The following is an 18,878-nucleotide window of genomic DNA, read 5'->3' as shown; positions in this document are numbered from 1 at the left end:
AATCGCTGCCGAAATGTAAATAGATATTGACATATAAAAGTGCTTTAAATATAATAGTTATAAAAGAATAACTAATTTAAAAGAGGTGAAAAGGTGAAGACGATTATAAAATACTTAAAGCCATTTGCGATGTCCATAATCCTTATAGTCGGACTGCTGTTCGTGCAGGCTATGACGGAACTTTCCCTTCCAGACTACATGTCCAGCATAGTGAATGTAGGGATTCAGCAGGGCGGAATAGAGAGCTCGGTTCCTGAAGCTATAAGGGCTAGCGAACTTGAAAAGATGTTTTTGTTTATGGAAGAAGACGATGCGGAGTATGTGAAGAGCGTGTACAAGCTCGATAGCTCGGGCGCTGAGGGTGTGTATGTGCTTTCAGACAAAGATATGAAAGAAGACAGCAGGCTTTCAGGTATATTCACAGACAGCATAGTGGTGCTAGAAGGAGTTAGGCAGCGAGGCGGAGAAGAGTCGCTTGCAATGATATCTCAAATGCCGAAAGACCAACTTGAATCTCTGAAGTCTGAAATAGACAAGGGACTTGCCAATGTAACTGACAGCATAAAAAAGCAAGGGTCTTTGGCCTATGTAAAGAGCGAGTACGAGGCCGTAGGGCTGGACGTGTCCGAGATACAGTCCGACTACATCTTGTCTATCGGAGCCAAGATGATAGGAATAGCCCTTCTTGGAATGGCGGCATCTGTTGTAGTTGGGCTTATAGGCGCCAGAGTTGCGGCAGGGCTTGGAAGAAACTTAAGGTCCAGCATATTTCAAAAGGTCATGGCTTTTTCAAATTCGGAATTCGACAAGTTTTCCACAGCTTCGCTTATAACCAGGAGCACGAACGACATACAGCAGATCCAGATGCTGATGGTGTTTTTCCTGAGAATTGTGTTCTACGCCCCTATAATGGGAGTTGGGGGAATAATAAAGGTTCTGAACACCGAAACCTCTATGGCCTGGATAATAGCTCTAGCGGTGGGCGCAGTCATAGTTTTGATGGCGGGACTTTTCGGGCTCTCCATGCCTAAGTTCAAGAAAGTTCAGACTTTGGTGGACAAGGTGAATATGATAACAAGGGAATCACTTGTGGGAATGCTCGTCATAAGGGCTTTCAACAACCAGAAGTATGAAGAGGAGAAGTTCGAAAAAGCCAACGTGGACCTGACTTCCAACTCCCTGTTTACCGGAAGGGTCATGATGACTATGATGCCGCTTATGATGCTAGTGATGAACCTCACGACTATACTCATAGTCTGGATCGGGGCCAAGCAAGTTGACATAGGAAGCATCCAGATAGGTGATATGATGGCGTTTATACAGTACGCTATGCAGATCATAATGTCCTTCCTTATGATTTCAATGGTATCTATAATGCTGCCTAGGGCTACCGTGTCCGCAAACAGAGTCGGAGAAGTGATTGAAACAGACTACAGCATAGTGGAGACAAAGAGTCCAAAGAGCTTTGTACCAGAGAAGAGTGGTGAAGTGGAGTTTAGGAACGTGTCATTCAGATACCCTGGGGCCGAGGAGGATGTGCTCAAGAACATAGATTTCGTGGCCAAGCGAGGCGAGACTACAGCTTTCATAGGAAGTACGGGAAGTGGAAAATCTACGCTTATAAACCTCATACCTAGATTCTATGACACTACAGAGGGCGAGGTGCTTGTAAACGGCGTAAATGTAAAAGAGCTCAGCCAAAAAGACCTTAGAAGCTCAATAGGCTATGTGCCTCAAAAGGGAGTGCTTTTCTCTGGAGATATAGAGAGCAATATAAAGTACGGAGCAGAGCATATAGACGAGTCTCAGGTCTTAAAAGCCGCCGAGATATCGCAGTCAATGGAGTTTATAGACGGAAAAGAAGATGGATTCAAGACCAGGATAGCCCAAGGTGGCTCGAACGTGTCGGGGGGACAGAAGCAGAGGCTTTCTATAGCCAGAGCGCTTGCTAAAGAGCCAGACATATTCATATTCGACGACAGTTTCTCAGCGCTTGACTTCAAGACAGACCTTTCGCTCAGAAACGCTCTAAAGAAGGAGCTGTCAGACAGCACGCTGCTTATAGTGGCCCAGAGGATAAGTACTATAGTAGATGCAGACAAGATAATAGTGCTGGATCAAGGGCAGATGGTAGGAGTCGGAGTGCACAGAGAGCTTCTAGAGAACTGCGAAGTATACAGGCAGATAGCCGAGTCACAGCTTTCAAAGGAGGAGTTGTCAGATGGAAAATAAAAAACCTGAAAAAGCTCCTGGGGTGGTCAGAGGACCAGGACCAGGCGGACCGGGGCCTGGCGCTGTGGAAAAGGCCAAGGACTTCAAGGGAACAATGCTCAAGCTCTGGGGATATCTAAGGCCGTATAAAATCTCAATAATATTTGTGGTGCTCTTTGCGGCAGGAAGCGCGGCCTTCTCTATAGCAGGCCCAAATATACTCAGAAGAGCCACAAATAAGCTTGTAGAAGGGTTTATGAGCAAACTTGCCGGCACTGGCGGAATAGACTTTGAATATATAGGCAAAGTGCTACTTGTAATACTGGGACTTTACCTGGCGAGTGCCCTATTCGCCTTTATACAGGGCTATGTAATAACAGGAGTTGCGCAGAAAGTCTCATACTCTTTCAGAAAAGAGATTTCAGAGAAGATAAACAAGCTTCCTCTGAAGTACTTCGACCAGCACAGCTATGGGGAAGTGCTTTCAAGGGTTACAAATGATATAGACACAGTAAGTCAAAGTTTAAACCAGAGCATGTCTCAGATAATAACTTCAGTGGTGACGATAGTGGGAGTGCTTATAGTCATGCTTACGATAAGCTGGCAGATGACACTTATTTCAGTGCTGATACTTCCGCTCTCAATGCTGCTCATAATGGCCATAATAAAGAGATCTCAGAAGTTCTTCAAGGACCAGCAGAAGTCTCTCGGAGAGACGAACGGGTATGTAGAAGAGATATACGGAGGCCACAATATAGTAAAGGCTTTCAACAGGGAAGAGGACTCCAAGGTGGAGTTTGAAAAGATGAACGGGGAGCTTTACAACTCGGCGTGGAAGTCACAGTTCCTCTCAGGGATTATGATGCCTATGATGAACTTCGTGGGAAACCTAGGCTATGTTATGGTCTCTATCTCAGGAGGGTGGTTCGTAGTCAGGAACATAATAAAAGTCGGGGATATACTGGCCTTTATCCAGTACGTTAGGACTTTTACACAACCTATAGCCCAGATAGCTCAGATGGCCAATCTACTCCAGTCTACAGCGGCTGCGGCGGAGAGGGTCTTCGAGTTTCTAGAGGAAGAGGGAGAGGTCCAGGAAAAAGGCGGAAGCCTTGATGCCAGTTCTCTTAGAGGTGAAGTCGAGTTTGAACATGTGTCATTCGGATACGAAGAAGGCAAGAGCATAATAAACGACTTCTCTGTGAGCGTCAAGCCAGGGCAGAAGGTGGCCATAGTTGGGCCGACTGGAGCTGGAAAGACCACGGTTGTAAAGCTGCTTATGAGGTTCTACGAGCTGAACGGCGGCTCCATAAAAGTGGACGGAAGAGATATAACAGATTTCAGGCGAAGCGACCTTAGAAACGCCTTCGGAATGGTGCTTCAGGACACATGGCTTTTCAATGGAAGCATAATGGAGAATATAAGGTATGGGAAGCTGGAAGCTACAGATGAAGAGGTCATAGAGGCGGCGAAGGCTGCCCATGCAGACCACTTTATAAGGACACTGCCTAAATGCTACGACATGGAGATAAACGAAGAGGCCAGCAATATATCTCAAGGGCAGAAACAGCTTCTGACTATTGCAAGGGCCATACTCTCTGACCCTAAGATACTGATTCTAGACGAAGCCACAAGCTCGGTAGACACCAGGACAGAGGTGCTGATACAGAAAGCTATGGAGAATCTGATGGAGGGCAGGACAAGCTTTATCATAGCCCACAGGCTTTCCACCATAAAAGATGCAGATATAATACTTGTGATGAAAGACGGAGATATAGTAGAGCAAGGCTCTCACGAGGAGCTTCTGAAGGCGAAAGGATTCTACGCCTCGCTTTACAACAGCCAGTTTGAAATTGCAGACGCAGTTTAGCAGAGAGCCCTTAGGGGCTCTTTTTTTATTGTAGGAATTGTTGTATTATATGACTAAGATAAAGTTAAAGGGAGGGATTGAGATGGAAAAGTTTAAATACTGTTCTAACTGCGGTTTCAAGATGCTAGAAGAAGACAGGTTCTGCTCTAACTGTGGTTTTGACACGCTATCAGGGCAGCAAGAGCCTAAACAGGAGATAAAGCAAGAGCCCAAGAGGGAAGTGCCAAGAGAGCAAGGAGCTAATGGAAATGCACAGGGCGGCCAAAACATGGGACCTAATCAGAATATGCGCCCCAATATGAATCCAAATGCGGGGCGACCAGGGCCTGGGGCTCCGAAGAACAGCAACACAGGACTTATAATAGCCATATCTGCAACGGTTGTGCTGCTTCTTCTAGGCGGCGGAATATATGCAGCGCTTTCTATGAGATCTCCTAAGCCAAAGCCACCGGTGGCATCTAATCCTCAACAGGATGAGCAAGAAAATGGTAGTACTGAGGGTAATTCAGGAGAAAAGACAGAAACAAAAAAGTCCGAGGAGACTGATGAAAGCTCGAACACGCCAAAGCTGGATTTATCAAAGGCTAAAACATACCTGTCCAAGCCAGGAGTCAAAGCCACTTTCTCTGTAAACTACCCAGATGGGACAGCGGGGATCGTAGAGCGCACAAGCTCATCTGTAGCCCCAGACCCTTCTGTAATAGTGACCGAGGTGGAGACAGGAGTGGATATGGGCGAAGAGTACGGCTTTGCGAATCACTATGTGGAACGGGAAGACGGGACATACCTGATATACGACAGCACTCCGTATGAGATAATGCCAGTCATGAAAAATGACCTATATGTGGGCAAGAGCTGGGAGTATTCAGACGACTACGGGAAAATAGAGTGGACTGTAACCGAGATGGGAATAAATATAGACTTGGGCTTTAAAACCTTTGAAGACTGCGTCGTTGTAAAAGAAGACAACCAGGCCGTAGGCTTCCAATCCCTGACGTACTATGCGCCGGATTACGGCATAGTCAGAGTGGTGGACCCAGGTGGAGCCACTGAATACTACAGGATGACATCGCTTGAAGAAATAGGAGAAGACGAGGCGTCTCAACCTGTCATAAAATGGGCTCCAAACTACACGAACATAAAAGACGACAGGACACAGACATATTGACATATTAAAAAACTCCCCGATTTTTTCGGGGAGTTTTCTTAGTATGCAGTCCAGCCGGCGTCGGCTGTAATAGTGGTGCCGTTTACAAAGCTGGAATCGTCTGAAACCAGGAAAAGAGCTATCGCAGCGATCTCCTCGGCAGAGCCTGACCTAGGGTTTGAGTTCGATCCTGACATGGCCCTTTCGATTCCGAACTGGCTAGGGTTCTTTATGCCCACGCCTATCTCAGTTTCGACACCTCCTGGGCAGATGGCGTTGCACCTGATGCCCTTGTTGGCGTACATAAACCCGATGTTCTTGGTCATGCCTATAAGCCCAAACTTGGAGGCCGTGTATGAAACCCCTGCCCTAGAGCCCTGGAGCCCACCGATAGAGGCTATATTGACTATGTTTCCTCCGCCCTGTTCTAGCATTTGATTAACAGCTTTTCTGGAAGAGAAGAAAGGCCCGGTGAGGTTTACGCCTATCACCTTGTCCCAGATTTCGTCTGATGCCTCAGCAACAGGCATCATCTCGTCCATTACACCTGCGTTGTTTACGAGTATGTCAAGTTTTCCAAACTCCGATACAGCGAAGTCTATCATCTCCTCGTTTACTTGCTTTTCTGAGATATCGCCTTGGAATGCGACTATCCTTCCGCTTAGATTCGAAGCTTCAGCCACCAGCTCGTCGAGCTTCTCTTTTCTCCTCGCAACAGCCACTACGGTTGCGCCTTCTTTGGCGAACAAGAGCGAAATGGCTCTTCCCATGCCGGAGCTTGCCCCTGTAACAAGGGCCACTTTACCATCTAATTTCATAGAAAATCCCTCCTAAGTCTTTTGTTAAGGACTAGATACCCGAGATGGATTGGAATAATCAAAAATGGAAGTCTAAATAAGCAATTGCATATATATGCATAATGTTGTAAAATTTTAGAGTTGGGCTTAAATAGCCTAAGACTAAAAAAAGGGGGAATGCAAGTGAATGCATTGAAAAATCTAAGAATAAGGTCTAGATTGCTGGTCTTGATTGCAGTATTTATGATTTCATATCTTTTGATAGCATTGGCATCATATACTTACCTAGGCGAGTCCTACGACAGCTTGGAGAAAGTCTACAAGGACCAGCTTAAGACTGTAGAGAACTTTATGGATATGAGAAACCAGACTAGAGCCTATACAGCAAATATCTATGACTACATACTGGGAGGCGGAAAAGAGAAAGACCTCAAGGAGAAGATAGAGGGCAGAAAGCAGAACATGGAGGAGCTCTTGGTCGAGCTAGAAAGCGTGAGCGACACAGAGGAAGAGAAAAGCTCCATAGCTGATTTGAAGTCCAAGCTACTGGAATTTCAAGTTGTAAACGACAAGACGATTGAGCTTGCAGAGTCAGGAGACTTAGCTGGGGCCTACAGCTATGCAAAGTCAAACGAAAAGCAGATAGAGAGCATACAGGATGACATAAGGGAGTACTCGAAGAGAAGCGAGGAGCAGAGCGAGCAGATATACAGCCAGAGCGAGCAGAACAAGCGAAACTCCTTCTATATAATAGGGATTTTGATAGCTGTAACTATAGCGACTACTGTAGTAGTGTCGCTCTTGATAATAAAGAGCATAATAGATCCGCTGAAATATGTGGTAGATGTTCTCCAGAAGATGACTCAAGGGGACTTCAGCTTCGGAGTGGAGGACGGAAACGAGAAAAACGAGATAGGGCTGATGATAGGGTCTCTTGCGAATATGCGAGAAGCCATAGCTGGAATAATAGGCTCTGTAAAAAATGAGTCAGAGGAAGTTATAGGCTACGCGGCTCAGTTGGATATAAACGTGGAAAAGATAGACAGAGAGTCGGACGAGATAAAAGAGCGTGTAGAGGAGCTTTCAGCAACTGTGGAAGAGACAGCGGCATCTTCCGAAGAGATAGCGGCAACTACAAACGAGATGCAGGAGAACATAGCTCGCACATTCAAGAAAATTCAAGATGCAAACTCGTCTATAGAAGAGATCGATGAAAAGGCGCTTAAGCTGAAGCGAGACGCTGAAGAGTCAAGAAGCGAAGCGCTTGAAGTCTACTCCGAGGTCAACGAAGAGATAGTGAGAGCCATGGAGGCGTCCAAGAACATAGAGAAGATAAAGCTGTTATCTGAGACTATACTTGGCATAACAAGCCAGACGGAGCTGCTGGCTCTGAATGCCGCTATAGAGTCGGCCAGGGCTGGGGAAGTCGGAAAGGGCTTCGCCGTTGTAGCTGGCGAAATCAGGAAGCTTTCAGAGGATTCCAAGCAGGCTGCAAACGAGATAAACGACGTAGTAGGAGTGGTGGTGTCCATAGTCGAGGACTTCGCCAAGACCTCGAGAAAGATGCTTGGATTTATAGAGGAAAAGGTAGTAGTGGACTACGACGTGCTGGTCGAGACAGGCGAGAACTACAGCAAGGACCTTTCGTTTATACTTGGTGTCACAAGGGACTTTGAAGCCACTATGGACCTTCTGGAGAACACCATGAAGAATATGGCCTCTTCCATAGGCGACATATCTATTGCCTCGGCGGACGAAGCCAGCAACATAACAGATATAAGCCATTCTACGGCGGAGATGGCGGAGGATATAAAGGCGATTTACAGAGACACGAAGTCCACATCAGAAAGCATGCAGAGGCTGTTTTCGGATGTGCAGAAGTTCAGCATATAGGTTTATACAGACAAACAAAAGAGCGCATCTGCGCTCTTTTGTTTTATAAATAAATAGGAGATAGAGGAAAAAGAAAAAGAGACATGGACATCAAGTGTCCAAATGATTTAGTAATATTGTACTAGGGTTTCAGAGAATCATCTAGTTCTGGACTTTTGCTTAGGGGGGGAGTTTTATGAAGAATCTAGACTATAAAAATCTAATAGAGGATATGCCTATATGCTATGCACGTCACAAGCTTATCTTGGACGCAGAAGGCAATCCTACAGACTATGAATACATAGAGATCAATAGAGCATTTGAATCCACACTTGGAATCGAAAGGGAAGACATAGTAGGAAAAAAGATAACAGAGGTCTTGCCCAAAATTAAAAATGACAGCTTTGACTGGATAAAATTCTATGGGGAAGTTGCTCTGAGTGGAGTGTCAAAAGAGATAGACCAGTACTCGGAACAACTTGGAAGCTGGTACAAAGTCAAGGTGGTCTGTCCAAGAGAAGGGGAATTTATAACCTACTTTATGGACGTAAGTGAGGAAAAAAGCGAAATAAATCAAAAAATAGACATAATAATGGCTTCAAGCGATATAGTATTCGAATTGGATGAAAGCTATAGAGTTAAAGATGTAGTGGTCAAGGACGAAAGAAGTCTTTTTATTTCAAGAGAAGAGATGGTGGGGCAGAAACTGGAAGAACTTCTTTTAGGCGAGGAACTCAAAGAGAAACTCAGAAATGCTTTGGAAAGGGCAAAGCAAAGCCAGGAGACAGAGTCCTTGGTATACGAGTCGATAATGAATGATGGCAAGTGGTATGCTTCGAGCATAAAGTACCTAGGTCATAAAGACAATCCAAAGTACATACTCAGCATACACGATGTAACTGAAAAAAGGCTTCTAGAGATGAGGCTGAACTCTGAAAAGGAGCTTCTAGAGACTATGCTCCACTCTATAGGAGATGCGATTATATCTGTAGACTGTGAAGGTAGAGTAAGGCTAATGAATCCTGTAGCAGAGAATCTGACTGGGTGGAGATTAGACGAATGTGAAGGTGAGAAACTCTCAAATGTGATGATGCTCTATAGAATAGACAATGAAGACGAAGAATTAAAATTGGAAGCCTGTACAAAAGGGATAAATAAGGGACTGAAAGAAGGTTTGCTTAAATCGAGAGATGGCAAGAACTACTTGGTAGACTACAGGATCAGTAATTTACACAGCTCTTCAGAAGAGGGGATTCAGGGCTCGATAATAGTGTTCAGGGACATAACAGCTCAAAAGAAAAAGCATAGAGAAGTTCTCTATTTGAGCTACCATGACCAGCTTACGGGGCTATACAATAGAAGGCATTTTGAAGAAGAGCTTAGGAGGCTGAACAATCAGAGCAACCTTCCGCTGAGCATAATCAACCTAGATGTAAATGGTCTAAAGCTTGTAAATGACGCCTTTGGACATAAAATGGGAGATGCTCTTATATGCTCTGTATCGGATGCTCTGAGGAGAGCTTGCAGATCTGACGATGTAATAGCAAGGATCGGTGGCGATGAATTCACCATAATACTTCCGAGGACTTCTAGAAAGTCAGCCGAGCATATAATATCCAGAATCTACGCCGAAATTGAACAAGAAGATCTGGAGAGCGTGGTGGTATCGGCTTCAGCAGGCTGCGGAACTAAAGACAGTTCAGAGGAGAGTTTGGCAAAAGCTATAAAGCAGGCGGAAGAAGCCATGTACAGGAAAAAGATCATAGAAAGCAAGCATATGAGAGAGTCCACACTTCAGAAGATAAAAGACAAGCTGTTTTCGGAATACAGCTTTGCAGAGGAGCACTCTAGAAATGTGAGCAGGTATATGAGGCTTTTGGGGAGGTACTTGGGCTTTACAGACAAAAAACTGACAGAGCTTGATCTATTGGGAGAACTGCACGACATAGGACTTGTAGTCGTGGACGCTGAAATTCCAAATAAAAAGCGAAGTCTCAACAGGAAAGAGTGGAAAGATATAAAAAGACATTCTGAGACAGGGTATCAGATACTGAAGTCTGTAAGTCATGTAAGCCGGATTTCAGAATATGTCCTAAGCCATCATGAAAGAATAGACGGGAATGGATATCCAAACAAGTTGAGGGGAAGTGAAATTCCGCTGGAGTCTAGAATGCTCGCAATAGTAGACGCTTATGATGCCATGACTAACATCAGAAGCTATAGGCAAGTTTTCAGCAAAGAAGAGGCTGTAGAAGAGCTTAAGCGGAATGCTGGAACTCAGTTTGACGAGGAAATTCTGAAGGCCTTTTTAGAAATTCTGGAGAAGGAGTGGTAAAAAATGTACCGTATAAAGAACAAGGATCCAAGTCTTAAGGAGGAATGTACTGGGTATATGTATGATTATAAAAGCAAAAGAAATAACAGTAAAAAAAGAATAGATATGGACATTAGATGTCCAAGTGATTTAGTACTATTATACTATATATAGTAAATTTTAAGAGGAGGGACTAAGTGAGCAGCAATAAAGCGGAGAGAACTCTAGGGATATACATACGACTTAGCAAAGGTCAAAGCGTCAGGAAGCTAGAGCTTGCAAATCAATTCGGGGTGAGCGAAAAGACGATTCAGAGAGATATAGAAGGCATAAGAAACAGCATATACAACGACCTAGAGGGAAACAGATCAGAGATAGTATACGACTATACGAGCAAGAGCTACAGGCTTGAGGAGAGATACAATGGCCTTTCAAAAGAAGGGGTGCTTGCAATTACAAAGATACTACTGGAGAGCAGGGCATTCTGCCTGTCGGAGCTGAAGCATCTGACGGACGGAATACTTATGCAGATTGAAAGGGAAAAGCAGAGCCATGTGCGGAATATAATAGGGAACGAGCTTTTAAACTATGTAGAGCTTAAGCATGGAAAACCTCTGCTAGACACCATATGGGACATCAGCAACTGCATAAGGAATAGGGAAATGATAAAGATCGACTACAGGAGAATGGACGGGGAAGTGGTAGCCAGAGAGGTGCGTCCAGTTGCCATAATATTCTCGGAGTACTATTTCTACCTTATAGCCTATTTTTATGACTACGAATCGCCAGGGGTATTCAGAGTAGACAGGATAGATGGCTATGAAAAAACAGGCGACAGATATACGATTCCAGAGTCGAGTAGGTTTGAAGATGGGGAATTCAGAAAACGGATACAGTTTATGTATCCGGGAAAACTGATGCGCATAAAATTCGAATTTTCAGGGCCTTCGCTAGAGGCTGTTCTAGACAGGCTTCCAACTGCGAAAGTGACGGAAAGCAGAGATAGAGGTCATGCTGTAGAAGCAGAAGTCTACGGCAAGGGGATAAAGATGTGGCTGCTGAGCCAAGGGGCGAATATAAGAGTGCTGGAACCGGAGAGCCTTGTGGAAGAGATGAAAATGGAGGCTGAGGCGTTGAGGAGGATGTATGGAGGTGAGTGATTAGGGGGAATAGCAGCGCTAATTCCCCAGCTTTTGGACGACTAGAGTATAGTTTACTCAAAACTATAAGAACTTTAAATCAGATATGGATATTAAGAACAACTAAAAGTAAGTGAAAGGAAAATACATATATGGATAAGGAAAATGAAATTTTAAATGAAATAGGAGAATATAGCTACGAATCGTTCGACTTTGATGAGCTAGAAGAAGTGTTACAGAGTCAGTTAAAAGAAGAGATGGCTGAGCTAGATTTTTTAGAAGCTGAAAAAGAAACAATAGGGAGCCCGGATAGTTTAGGAGAAACTATAAAAAATGTCATTTGGGAGCAGTTCACTAATCAAATAGGTGTTGCTTCTGGTGAAGATTTCATAAAAGAGAATAATGGTTTAAAATTAGATTTGAGTAATGAGGCGCATATTCAGACAACAGAAAATTTTGAAAATGGAAAAATTGCAAGTCATAACACTAAAATCGACTATCAAAAACGATACGATAACTGGCAAGATAATTTTCAAAAAGATGAAAGTGGGAACATTGTAACTCATACAACTAGATCTGGAAAAACAGAGGCCACATTGGTTAAGGGTGCAAGAAAACCATTTGATAAAGGTCGACCAAGTGGCTCTGTTGAGAAACACACAGATATGGATCACACTGTATCAGCATCAGAAATTATCCGAGATCCGGAAGCTAACGCTCATATGACAAAAGAGGAACAAATTACTTTTGCTAATAGCGAGCCAAATCTTAATGAAATGGACTCAAGTCTTAACCGTTCAAAGGGTGACAAGTCAACAACTGAATGGCTTGATAATCCAAATGCTAAAGGTCAAAAGCCAGATGAAATATTTGATATCAGTAAAGAAGATGATAAAAGAATGCGTCAGAAAGATGATGAAGCTCGTGAAGAGTATAAAAAGCAGAAAAAAGAAGCTGAGAAAAAGTCAGAGAAAGCAGGGAAGCAATCTCAAAAAGAAGAAGCTTTTCGGATTACTGGAAAAGCTCTTAGAGCAGCGGTCATGCAGTTACTTGCAGAATTAGTAAAAGAAATAATCAGGAAGCTTGTTAAATGGTTTAAGTCAGCACAAAGAAGCTTAGATTCTTTAGTGTCTAACATAAAAGATGCAATAACTTCATTTGTAGGAAAGATGAAAACTCACTTGATTAATGCTGGTAACTCAGTAATTACAACAATTGCCACATCGATTATCGGTCCGGTTGTTGGTACAGTAAAAAAGGTATGGACCCTACTGAAGCAAGGATGGAAGTCACTAAAAGAGGCTGTTAACTATATAAAAAGTCCAGAGAACAAAGAAAAGCCGATTGGACGTTTACTTCTAGAGACTGGGAAAATTATAACAGCAGGATTAAGTGCTACGGGCGCCATCGTATTGGGTGAGGTAATTGAAAAGGGATTGATGACAATTCCAGTTCTAGCAATCAACATTCCGCTACTTGGAAGTTTAGCTAATATATTGGGAATATTTATGGGCGCGACAGTCTCAGGGATTATAGGAGCAATTGCCATAAACTTAATTGAAAAGGCGATTGAAAAACAGCGAAAAGCCGAAATAGTTGGAGCTAAAATAGAAAAAAACAATAAAGTGCTAGCTATACAGAGTGAAATTATTCACTTGAATGAAGAAAAGCTTGGATACACCAAAGGACAGGTTAAATCGTCTATTAAGCAAAGGCATGAACAAGCTGCAGCTTATATAGAAGAGTCAGTGAGCCGTATCTTTGACGATGAAGTTGAACAAAAGAGAAATCAAGAAGATTTCGAGGAAATGAATGCGCTCTTGGACGGTTTATTAGACTAAATTTATTCGCGAGGAGAGATTGATATGGGTAAAAAATCATTATTTGGTTTGATAGGTATAATTGTAGGAGCAACGGTATTTCGAATCATAAATCAAGCTAATAAGGAACCGGCAGTTAATTGGAGTAAAGAGGCAAAAGACAAGAAAGTTTATAAAGAGGCTTCGCCAAAATATAATTCAGAAGATCATATTAATGTTAATTTAGACGAAATAAGAACAAATTCAGCTAATACTATAAAAAATAGACATGAAGTGGCTGCACAAGTCATTAAGGAAACTGTATCAAAAATAAATGAAAATACTCAAGTATCTAATAAGAACGATGAAGACTTTAATAGCATGCTTGATGAATTAGAGATTTTAGCTGAAGAGAGGTAAGGAAAATGGAAAAAACTATTATTAAAACACACAACTTTGAATCATCAAAAAATAAAATAAAGGCTTTTTCAAGACAAACTCCTACGACCCCTGAGTTAAAAAAAGTAAATATTAGTGGTGGACCATTTGGTTGGGGTGATCATAAAGTTACAGGATACGAGCTAAATAGTTTAACAACTCAAATCCAAGACTACTTTAAAGATTTCAACTCACTGCACATAAAGCTTGTACAGGAATTCGGAGAGGTCTATAATGCGCTAGAAGCACTGGACGAGGACTACATTAAAGGTATACTTATTGCTATAAAAGGTGTAGAAAAAACAAGCGATGAAGTAAAGGTTGCTCAAAATGATATTGCTCAAACCATAGAAGTTCAAAAAAAGATGATAAATGTTTTAAATCAGTTCAAGACAAAAATCGAAAGCTATGAACATCTTGGTGATATTGATAAGCTATGGCATGGTTTACAAAAATCTCAAAAACATGTAGACACTATTTCTAATAATATTTCCAGTGCTATAAAAACTATAGAAAATAATGCTCAAGAAATTAATGAGCTAAATAAATTCAGAGATCAAATTGAAAAAATAAAACAACTTAAAAATTTGGATGAGCTTTGGAATAATTATCTATACTTGAAAAAAGAATTTCCAGCGCTGGGAGAGAGAATTGATGGCACTTCCAAGCAGTTAGAAAGCCAACTGAAAATATTAGATAATTTAACTATCTTTAAAAATGAAATTGAGGGTTATGAGCACATTAGGGACATAGACCAGTTATGGACCGATTCTATGAAAGTTCGAAAGGACATTGAATCTATAAATAAAGAGATACTGGATATAAATTCGGTTGCTGAAATTCAAATACAAGAAGTAGAAGCTTTAACTCAGTTTAATAGTATACTTAAGGGCTATAAGCATCTCAAAGATGTTGATGAAACGTGGAATAAGTGTAATGAGCTTGAAGTGGATGTCTCTTCTTCAAAAGAAATAATAATTCAACATGAAAACCAAATAAATGACTTAATAAACAGCTTAGAAGACATAAGAAAGCAAAGTGATGAAAGAAATCAAACATTCTCTAAAAAGTTGAAGCTTGCATATGTACTGGCGGGGAGCTCCATAGCTATTGCAGCTGTAGAGTTTGCCTTTCTTATGCAAGGGGGGCTCTAGTGAATAAATATAAAAATAACTTATTGAGCCATGCTTCAAAGCTAGATGCACTAATAGATGGTTGTGGTGAGGTTACAAAATATGCAACGGCTATTGTAGAAGAAAACAGTCAAGAGTCTACAATTGCGATACTTAGAAAGATTTCTGATTTAGCGAAATCCTCAGATTATCTGATAGAAGTAAAGGAAATGGCAAGCACTCTAAAGAAGAGTTTGGTAGAGTATCATGGCTACTTGAAAGTTTTGGAAATATGTAATCGAGACAAGTCAGAAGAAGATAAAAGAACGTTACCTGAATTACTGGATGAATTAGATGAATTAATAGGTCTTAAAAGTGTAAAGGAAAAAGTTAACGACCTATTAGTGTATCAAAAGGTACAAAAAATGCGCAGAGGTCAAAATTTGAATACTACAAAAAGCACTCTACACCTAGCTTTTACTGGAAATCCGGGTACCGGAAAAACAACTGTGGCAAGGATTGTAGGGCGAATATATAGACAGATTGGATTACTGTCCAAGGGACATTTTATTGAAGTTTCCAGAACGGATTTAATAGCTGGATATCAAGGACAAACAGCGCTAAAAGTAAAAAAAGTAATTGAAAAAGCTAAAGGTGGAGTTTTGTTCATCGACGAAGCATACAGCATAACCGAAAATGATCACAGTGATTCATATGGCAAAGAATGTCTTACGGAATTGACAAAAGCACTTGAAGATTACAGGGATGATTTAGTTGTAATAGTAGCAGGATATACTGAACCAATGAATAATTTTTTTAGCTCCAATCCTGGGCTTAAGTCCAGATTCAATACTTTTATAGAGTTTGAGGACTATACATCAGAGGAATTAGAGAAGATTTTGATTATGATGTGCAGAAAAAATGACTATGAGCTAAGTGAAGCAGCCAAGTTGAAATTAAAAAAATTACTAGAAGAAAAAGTATCTGATAAAAATGAAAATTTTGCAAATGGACGAATGGTTAGAAATATTTATGATGATTTAGTGATGAATCATGCAAGAAGAGTAGTGAGTATTGATAATCCTAGCTATGAAATTTTATCGCTAATAATTGATGAAGACTTTGTTGGCTTTTAAGCAAGCTAGTATAAAATTTGAGCAAAATATTAGCTGTCAAAACCGATGCTAAAATGAATTTAATCACCGGTTGAAAGTCCAAGTACAAGCTTAATAACCAAAGATTGATAGAATGCATTATTCTACAAAAATCCCCTTAAAAAGCGAACGATACTTTTAGAGGGGATTTTATCTGGCAAAGCAAAACTTAGCTTTCTTGACTTAGCTTTCTTGGAGAATGGATTAATGCACACTATAAAGAACAAGAATTCAAGTCTAAAGAAGGAATATCTTGGGTATATGTATCATTATAGAAATAATGGAATAACATATATAGAAATATGGAGGAAAGCATGAGAAAGAAAATTTTAACTATATGCATAAGTTTGGTAACTGTATTGGGCACAGGCTGCACCAACTCTTTAGCTGATAAAGCGATAGAGCAGGGGAAACTGGCGCTATCTAACAAGGAGTACGACAAGGCACTTACATCATTCGAGCTTGCGCTAGATGAAGGTGCAGACGGAGAAATAGCGGAACTAGTTGAAGTGATAAAGGGATACAAAGAGGCTGAAAAGCTATTTACAGAGGGCAAGCTTCAGGATTCAGAAAAGGCGCTAGAGAGCATAGGCAGCAAATACCAGAAATATAGCATAAAAAGCGATGTTGATAGCTTGAAGGAGTCTATTTCCCAGAAAAAGAAAGAAACAGAGGGCATAGATTCAGATATAGAAGAGATATATGGACTTATAAAAAGCTCTAAATATGAAGAAGCGAAAGCCAAAATTGAAGAGATTCTTGGAAGGGATACCGTAGGATCTGAAAGTCAAATCAAGATATTAAATGAACAACTTGATTTAATTGAAGCTAGCCTTGTTAAAAAAGCTGAGATAGAGAAAAGCAGCAACTCAAATCAAACGACAAATAGCAACCAGAAGAAATATGTGAGCAAAAAGCAGGAGTATCTGGATAAAATGAGCAAGCTAGAGGCGCGATTAGATGAAAAATCAAAGTATGGCTACAACGATATGACCACAGCGGAAATGAATGCTGAAGCGGACTACTACTATAAAGCTTGGGACGATATGCTAAACGAAATATGGGGAGTTTTGAAAAATCAACTACCTGCTGACGAAATGGAAAACCTCAGAGAGATACAGCGTGACTGGATAGTCTACAGAGATGAAAGCGCTAAAAGTGGAGCTAGTTCATTCGAAGGCGGATCAGGACATTATATGACGTATGTGTTTATACAGGGAGGAGAGACAGAAGAAAGGTGCTATGAGCTAGTGAATGGATATATGAAGTGATCAGTAGTGTTAATTAAAACACGTGAACTTTTAAAGGGGGATTACTATGTTTTGTAAAAATTGTGGTCAAAAATTAGACTCAACAAGCGAGTTTTGTCCAAACTGCGGGGCGAAGCCAGATGGTAAGATGCCATCATCCAGGGGACCAGCCATCCAGTACCAGCCCAAAGAGGACAATAAAAAAGGCTGGCAGATAGCTGCCATAGCCATGGCTGTAGTAGTAGCATTTACAGGATTGGGATTAGGGGTATATATATTTTCAAATGAAATGGACAAAAGAAACCAAGCCCAGAATCAGATTCAGCAGAATAATACGGAACAGCAGGTACAGTCCAGTGATTCAGTGGAGCAAAGTCAGAAGTCGGCGCTAGAGGATGAGAATGCAAAGCTAGAGCAAGAGCTGGAGAAAAAGAGTCAAGAAGTTCAAGAGAAAGTACTTGTAGATGAAAATGCCAGACTCAAAGCTAGGTTAGACGAGCTTAGCCAAAACATATACAGTCAAAACTCTGGCTCAGTAGTACAGTCAGGTGGAGATTATTTTGGAAACTCATACTATGTCAGTTGGAGCGATTTGAATGGACTTTCTAAGACGGATATAGAGCTTTTAAGGAATGAAATATACGCGAGAAATGGATATGTATTTAAAGAAGCTAAATTTGGGAACTACTTCTCAAGCATGAGCTGGTACTATCCCAACTACAACTTCAGCGAAAGTATGTTTAACTCAGTGGAAAAGGCGAATATAGACTTGATAGTAGAATATGAAGAGTACATGGGATGGAGATAGAAAATAAATGAATAAGAGCCTGAAGTACAAGATTATAATAATGACTATGATTGCAGTGTTTGCAGGGATGGGCTCAGTGTTTGCATACTATCTGAAGCTGGAAAAGGCATATGAAATTAAGGCTAAAAACATAGCTCAGGAAACAGAGATCGTGGAAGAAAAAGATCAGCCTGAAGAACAGAAAAAAACAGAAGAAGTTAAAGAGACCAAGACACAGGAAGGCATGGACTCGAATAGTGAAGAGGCGGAAAAGGAAGAAGTAGCTTCCCTTCCGGAAGAGAAACTTTCCAGCTCGGGGACTCAAAACTTTGTCGTATGCATAGACCCAGGACACGGAACCACTTCTAGAAGCATAAAAGAGCCTGTTTCACCCTTTGGAGGGGAAGAAAAGCCAGGATTTGTGAGTGGAACTAAGGGAGTAGCAACCGGTATAGCTGAAAAAGAGCTGAATTTGGCAGTTTCATTGAAATTAAGAGAGTGTCTTCAAAATCATGGATTTAAGGTGGTAATGACAAGGGATGCAGACTACTGCGACCTCAGCAATATAGACAGAGCAGAGCTTGCAAACAGAGAAAATTCAGATCTATTTGTGAGAGTACATGCCAACGGAGCAGACGACCAAACAGCCAGGGGGATTATGATGCTGGTTCCATCGAGAAGCAATTTAAGAGATGGGATAATTGTGGACAAGAGCAGATCGGCTGGAGAGACGGTCTTAAACCACATGATCAAATCCACAGGGGCTCCTTCAAATGGTGTGATTGAGAGAAGCGATATGACAGGATTCAACTGGTCTAAAGTACCTGTAATACTCGTAGAGATGGGATTTATGTCTAATCCTGACGAAGATATGCTTATGAGCACTTCAGAATATCAGGACAAGCTGGTAGATGGCATAGTGAACGGGATTTTGGAATACAGTAAGTTGGATTAGATTTTAATAGATCAGCCTATTAAGTATATAGAG

Annotated in this window: 14 protein-coding genes; 13 read left to right on the top strand and 1 reads right to left on the bottom strand. The window is 41.4% G+C overall.

Features of this window, described 5'->3' with window-relative positions; all coding sequences use genetic code 11:
• Positions 1-93 precede the first annotated feature (93 nt).
• The 3 genes from EUAN_RS06690 to EUAN_RS06680 all read left to right on the top strand — a co-directional run bounded on the left by EUAN_RS06690 (position 94) and on the right by EUAN_RS06680 (position 5,249).
• On the top strand, positions 94-2,232 hold the full coding sequence (locus tag EUAN_RS06690) for an ABC transporter ATP-binding protein (RefSeq protein ID WP_169817358.1): 2,139 nt from the start codon (positions 94-96) through the stop codon (positions 2,230-2,232).
• Positions 2,222-4,081, top strand: a complete 1,860-nt coding sequence (locus EUAN_RS06685; protein ID WP_071062985.1) for an ABC transporter ATP-binding protein — start codon at positions 2,222-2,224, stop codon at positions 4,079-4,081. The genes EUAN_RS06690 and EUAN_RS06685 overlap by 11 nt, the downstream gene beginning before the upstream one ends.
• 82 nt (positions 4,082-4,163) lie before the next feature.
• Complete coding sequence (locus EUAN_RS06680) at positions 4,164-5,249, top strand: zinc ribbon domain-containing protein (RefSeq protein WP_071062983.1); 1,086 nt, start codon at positions 4,164-4,166, stop codon at positions 5,247-5,249.
• 38 nt (positions 5,250-5,287) lie between these two features.
• Here the strand turns inward: EUAN_RS06680 and EUAN_RS06675 are convergent, their stop codons facing one another.
• Positions 5,288-6,046, bottom strand: coding sequence for a glucose 1-dehydrogenase (locus EUAN_RS06675; protein ID WP_071062981.1), 759 nt, complete (start codon positions 6,044-6,046; stop codon positions 5,288-5,290).
• Between the two features lie 162 nt (positions 6,047-6,208).
• Here EUAN_RS06675 and EUAN_RS06670 point away from each other — a divergent pair, with 162 nt between their 5' ends.
• The 10 genes from EUAN_RS06670 to EUAN_RS06625 all read left to right on the top strand — a co-directional run bounded on the left by EUAN_RS06670 (position 6,209) and on the right by EUAN_RS06625 (position 18,845).
• Positions 6,209-7,918 (top strand): methyl-accepting chemotaxis protein, encoded by a 1,710-nt coding sequence (locus EUAN_RS06670; protein ID WP_071062979.1) that lies wholly within the window; start codon positions 6,209-6,211, stop codon positions 7,916-7,918.
• A 175-nt stretch (positions 7,919-8,093) separates the two neighbouring features.
• Entirely contained in the window at positions 8,094-10,232 is a 2,139-nt protein-coding gene (locus EUAN_RS06665) for a diguanylate cyclase domain-containing protein (RefSeq protein ID WP_071062978.1), read from the top strand.
• Positions 10,233-10,408: 176 nt separating this feature from the next.
• The gene (locus EUAN_RS06660; protein ID WP_071062976.1) at positions 10,409-11,371 is read left to right on the top strand and encodes a helix-turn-helix transcriptional regulator; all 963 of its coding nucleotides are present in this window, start codon (positions 10,409-10,411) and stop codon (positions 11,369-11,371) included.
• 131 nt (positions 11,372-11,502) lie between these two features.
• Positions 11,503-13,191, top strand: a complete 1,689-nt coding sequence (locus tag EUAN_RS06655; protein ID WP_071062975.1) for a cation diffusion facilitator family transporter — start codon at positions 11,503-11,505, stop codon at positions 13,189-13,191.
• Between the two features lie 24 nt (positions 13,192-13,215).
• On the top strand, positions 13,216-13,569 hold the full coding sequence (locus tag EUAN_RS06650; protein WP_071062973.1) for a hypothetical protein: 354 nt from the start codon (positions 13,216-13,218) through the stop codon (positions 13,567-13,569).
• Positions 13,570-13,574: 5 nt separating this feature from the next.
• Positions 13,575-14,741 carry a coiled-coil domain-containing protein gene (locus EUAN_RS06645; protein ID WP_071062971.1) on the top strand — a complete coding sequence of 389 codons (1,167 nt, stop codon included), beginning with the start codon at positions 13,575-13,577 and terminating at the stop codon, positions 14,739-14,741.
• Positions 14,741-15,835, top strand: a complete 1,095-nt coding sequence (locus tag EUAN_RS06640; protein WP_071062969.1) for an AAA family ATPase — start codon at positions 14,741-14,743, stop codon at positions 15,833-15,835. Before EUAN_RS06645 ends, EUAN_RS06640 begins: the two co-directional genes overlap by 1 nt.
• A gap of 332 nt (positions 15,836-16,167) precedes the next feature.
• On the top strand, positions 16,168-17,124 hold the full coding sequence (locus EUAN_RS06635) for a lysozyme inhibitor LprI family protein (RefSeq protein WP_071062967.1): 957 nt from the start codon (positions 16,168-16,170) through the stop codon (positions 17,122-17,124).
• Between the two features lie 46 nt (positions 17,125-17,170).
• Positions 17,171-17,911 (top strand): YARHG domain-containing protein, encoded by a 741-nt coding sequence (locus EUAN_RS06630; protein WP_071062964.1) that lies wholly within the window; start codon positions 17,171-17,173, stop codon positions 17,909-17,911.
• Positions 17,912-17,918: 7 nt separating this feature from the next.
• On the top strand, positions 17,919-18,845 hold the full coding sequence (locus tag EUAN_RS06625) for an N-acetylmuramoyl-L-alanine amidase family protein (RefSeq protein ID WP_071062962.1): 927 nt from the start codon (positions 17,919-17,921) through the stop codon (positions 18,843-18,845).
• Positions 18,846-18,878 lie beyond the last annotated feature (33 nt).

This window comes from Andreesenia angusta (assembly GCF_001855385.1).
Lineage (GTDB): Bacteria > Bacillota > Clostridia > Tissierellales > Gottschalkiaceae > Andreesenia > Andreesenia angusta.
The sequence above is the reverse complement of the archived record's forward strand: the minus strand, read 5'-3'. Positions and strand labels throughout refer to the sequence as shown.